Origin of the sequence: Arenimonas sp., from assembly GCF_019459675.1 — a bacterium.
Taxonomy (GTDB): Bacteria; Pseudomonadota; Gammaproteobacteria; order Xanthomonadales; family Xanthomonadaceae; genus Arenimonas.
The window spans coordinates 1-3754 of the sequence record NZ_JAIBFH010000423.1; the positions used below are offsets into that span (position 1 = coordinate 1).

2 protein-coding genes, 1 tRNA gene and 1 pseudogene are annotated in these 3754 nt (G+C 68.6%); 2 read left to right on the forward strand and 2 right to left on the reverse strand.

Going from position 1 to position 3754, the window contains the following annotated elements; translation table 11 throughout:
* Nucleotides 1-1333: acyl-CoA dehydrogenase C-terminal domain-containing protein (locus tag K0M70_RS13990; protein ID WP_290782953.1), on the forward strand; the 1333-nt coding region annotated here is incomplete at its 5' end.
* A gap of 136 nt (nucleotides 1334-1469) precedes the next feature.
* Nucleotides 1470-3428, forward strand: coding sequence for an AsmA family protein (locus K0M70_RS13995; RefSeq protein ID WP_290782955.1), 1959 nt, complete (start codon nucleotides 1470-1472; stop codon nucleotides 3426-3428).
* Between the two features lie 88 nt (nucleotides 3429-3516).
* Here K0M70_RS13995 and K0M70_RS14000 read toward each other — a convergent pair.
* Together K0M70_RS14000 and K0M70_RS14005 are read right to left on the reverse strand one after the other, a co-directional pair.
* A tRNA-Pro gene (locus tag K0M70_RS14000) sits at nucleotides 3517-3593 on the reverse strand.
* Between the two features lie 19 nt (nucleotides 3594-3612).
* Nucleotides 3613-3754 (reverse strand): annotated as a pseudogene (locus K0M70_RS14005) (MerR family transcriptional regulator); the annotation flags it as partial.

Consider the following 3754-nt stretch of genomic DNA (forward strand, 5'->3'; position numbering starts at 1 on the left):
CAAGCTGGTTTCCGGCCAGTGGACCGGCACCATGTGCCTGACCGAGCCGCACTGCGGTTCCGACCTGGGCCTGCTCAAGACGAAGGCCGAACCGCAGGCCGATGGCAGCTATGCCGTCACCGGCACCAAGATCTTCATCACCGGCGGCGACCACGACTTCACCGACAACATCGTCCACCTGGTGCTGGCGCGCCTGCCGGACGCGCCCGCGGGCGTGAAGGGCATCTCGCTGTTGATAGTGCCCAAGGTGAAAGTGGCGCGCGACGGCACCGTCGGCGATCGCAATGCGGTGTGGTGCGGCTCGATCGAACACAAGATGGGCATCCACGGCTCGGTCACGTGCGTAATGAACTTCGACGGCGCGCAGGGCTACCTGATCGGCCAGCCGAACAAGGGCCTCAATGCGATGTTCACCATGATGAACACCGCGCGCCTGGCGGTGGGACTGCAGGGCCTGGCGCTGATCGACCGCGCTTTCCAGAACGCGCTGGATTATTCCCGCGACCGCCTGCAGGGCCGTTCGCTGTCGGGCGCCAAGTTCCCCGACAAGCCGGCCGACCCGCTGATCGTGCATCCCGACATCCGCCGCATGCTGCTGACCTGCAAGTCGCTGGCCGAAGGCGGCCGCATGCTGGCCCTGCACGCCGCCACGCTGGTGGACGTGCTGGAGCGGTCGAAGGACGACGCCGAGCGCCAGGAAGCCGACATCCTGCTGGGCTTCCTGACGCCGATAGTGAAGGGCCTGCTGACCGAGTGGGGCAACGAGTGCACCTACCACGCCCTGCAGTGCTTCGGCGGCCACGGCTACGTGCGCGAATGGGGCATGGAACAGCTGGCCCGCGACGCCCGCATCACCACCATCTACGAAGGCACCACCGGCATCCAGGCGCTCGACCTGCTGGGCCGAAAGACCATGCAGCTGCAGGGCGCGGGGCTGCAGCAGTTCCTGAAGATGATCCAGGCCTTCTGCACCCAGCACGCGGCCGACACCACGCTCACCGAGTTCATCCTGCCGCTGGCCGAGATCGCCAAGCAGTGGGGCGAACTGACGATTGAAGTGGGCAAGAAGGCCACGGCCAACGCCGACGAAGTGGGCGCGGCGTCGGTGGACTACCTGTTCTATTCGGGCTACGTGGCCCTGGCGTTCTGGTGGGCCAAGGCCGTGGCGGCAGCCGATGCCGGAAGCCATCCCGCCGACTTCAAGACCGCCAAGCGCGAGACCGCACGGTTCTACTTCGCGCGCATCCTGCCGCGAACGCAAAGCCACGCCGCCGCGATGCGCAGCGGCAGCGCCAACCTGCTGGCGCTGGACGCGGCGCTGTTCGACAGCTGAGGCGGGCGGCTTCGCAGCCCGGGAAGGCCCGCCACCCGGCGGGCTCTCTTGCCCGCCGTTCCAGGTGTGGACAGCTACATGAACGGTGGCGATCGGCCTTCGCACCCAATCGAGTTGACGCGCCTAGACTCGGGCCATGGAAGCAGGCACAGCAACGGCACCCGACCACCCCAAGGCCCGCCGCAAGCGGCAGGCGCGCTGGCTGCTGCTTTTGCTGGTGGTGCTGCTGGGCGTGCTGTTCGACTGGAACTGGTACCGCGGTCCGATCGAACGCCAGGTGACCGCCGCCACCGGGCGCGAGTTCCGCATCCAGGGCGACCTGGACGTGGACTTGCACTGGGCACGCCCCACCGTAATCGCCAACGGCATCATGCTGGGCAATGCCGACTGGGCCGAGCGCAGGACGATGCTGGAAGTGCAGCGCGTGGAGATCGTCTGGGCAATCTGGCATGTGTGGCGCGGCGACATCGTGCTGCCGCGCGTGCGCCTGGTGGGCCCGGAGCTTCGGCTGGAGCGCAATGACGAAGGGCTGGCCAACTGGAACTTCGGCGAACCCGACCCGGACCGCGAGCCGCTGGACCTGCCCCGCATCGACCAGCTGCTGGTCGAGGACGGCCGCTTCCACCTGCGCGAGGCCCAGTACCAAACCGACCTGAGCGTGGACGTGCGCAGCGGCGAGCCCGAGTTGGCCGAAGGCTTCGCGCCGCTGCTGCTGTCGGGTGACGGCCGCTATCGGCGCAGCGACTTCCAGCTGCAGGGCAAGATTGATTCGCCGCTGTCGCTGGCCGACGCCGAAGAGCGCTTCCGCATCGACCTGGTGGCACGGGCCGGCGGCACCCGCGCGCGCGTGCTGGGCGGGCTTGCCACGCCGCTGCAGCTGGCCGACTTCGCGCTGGGCCTGGAGATTTCCGGCGACGACATGGCGCAGCTTTATCCGCTGCTTGGCCTGGCCTTGCCCAAAACCTCGGCCTACGACCTCAAGGGTCAGCTCGGCCGCACCGGCCAGGTGTGGAGCTACCGCAAGTTCTCGGGCACCGTCGGCGACTCCGACCTGAGCGGCAACCTGAGCGTGGACACCCGCCAGCCGCGCTCTGCGCTGAAGGCCGACCTGCGCTCCCAGCGGCTGGACTTCGACGACCTGGCCGGCTTCATTGGCGGCACGCCCCGGATGGGCGAAGGCGATCGCGCCGCGGTGGTCACCCCCAATCGGCGCTTCTTCCCGTCCGATCCCTACGACCTGGCCAAGCTGCGCGCCATGGACGCCGATGTGCGCCTGCGCGCCACCAAGGTGATATCGCCGACCCTGCCGCTGGAAGCGATGGACGCCCACCTGAAATTGGTGGATGGCGACCTGCACCTGGATCCCTTCGACCTGACGCTGGCCGGCGGCAGCATCACCTCCCGCGTGCACCTGGACTCGCGCCAGGACCCGATGGCCGCCGCCATCGACCTGCGCGCGCGCGGCATGGAGTTGCCCAAGCTGGTGCCCAACAGCGCGCCCGAGAGCGCAGGACGCATTGGCGGGCGGGTGGCCATTACCGGCCGCGGCAATTCCGTGGCGGCGCTGATGGCCACTGCCGATGGCGAGGTGGGCGTGGCAATGGGGCCGGGCCGCATCAGCAACCTCACGCTCGAAATGGCCGGGCTGGACATCGCCGAGGCGCTGAAATTCCTGATCGGCAAGGACAAGGTGGTGCCGGTGCGCTGCGGTTTCGCCGACTTCTCGGTGGCATCGGGTGAGATGACCACGCGCGCCTTCGCGTTCGACACCACCGACACCCTGCTGCTGGCCGACGGCACCATCAACCTGGGCGATGAGTCGCTGGACCTGCTGCTGCGGCCGCGGCCCAAGGACTCCAGCCCGCTGAGCCTGCGCTCGCCGCTGCGCGTGCGCGGCACGCTGATGGACCCCACCATCCGGCCGCAGGGCGGGCCCTTGGCGCTGCGTGGCGCCATCGCCGCGGCCCTGTTCGCCATTGCCCCGCCGGCGGCGCTGCTGGCGCTGGTGGAAACCGGCCCGGGCGAGAACGTCGACTGCGCCGGCGGCGCCGATGCCCAAGTAGACGAGAAAGCCCGGGCCAGCGCCGAGCCCTGAAACCCACCTGCCCCGGAAACGACGAAGCCCGCCAAATGGCGGGCTTCCTCATTGCGGTCCCGCGGGGCAGCGGGACGGCGTTTCGAATTGGTCGGGACGGTGAGATTCGAACTCACGACCCCTAGCACCCCATGCTAGTGCGCTACCAGGCTGCGCTACGCCCCGATTCGGTGTGAAGTATACGTCAGCGGCGCAGGAGTTGGAGGACTTCTTCGAGCTCCATGCGGACCTGCTTGACGATCTGCGCGGACATGCTGGTTTCGACCCGGCCCTCCTCGCCCTCCAGGCGCTGGCGGGCGCCGGAGATGGTGTAGCCCTGTTCGTAC

Excerpts from the sequence above, each read along its gene's own strand:
- K0M70_RS13995 (WP_290782955.1), top strand. The coding sequence starts at position 1,470 with ATGGAAGCAGGCACAGCAACGGCACCCGACCACCCCAAGGCCCGCCGC.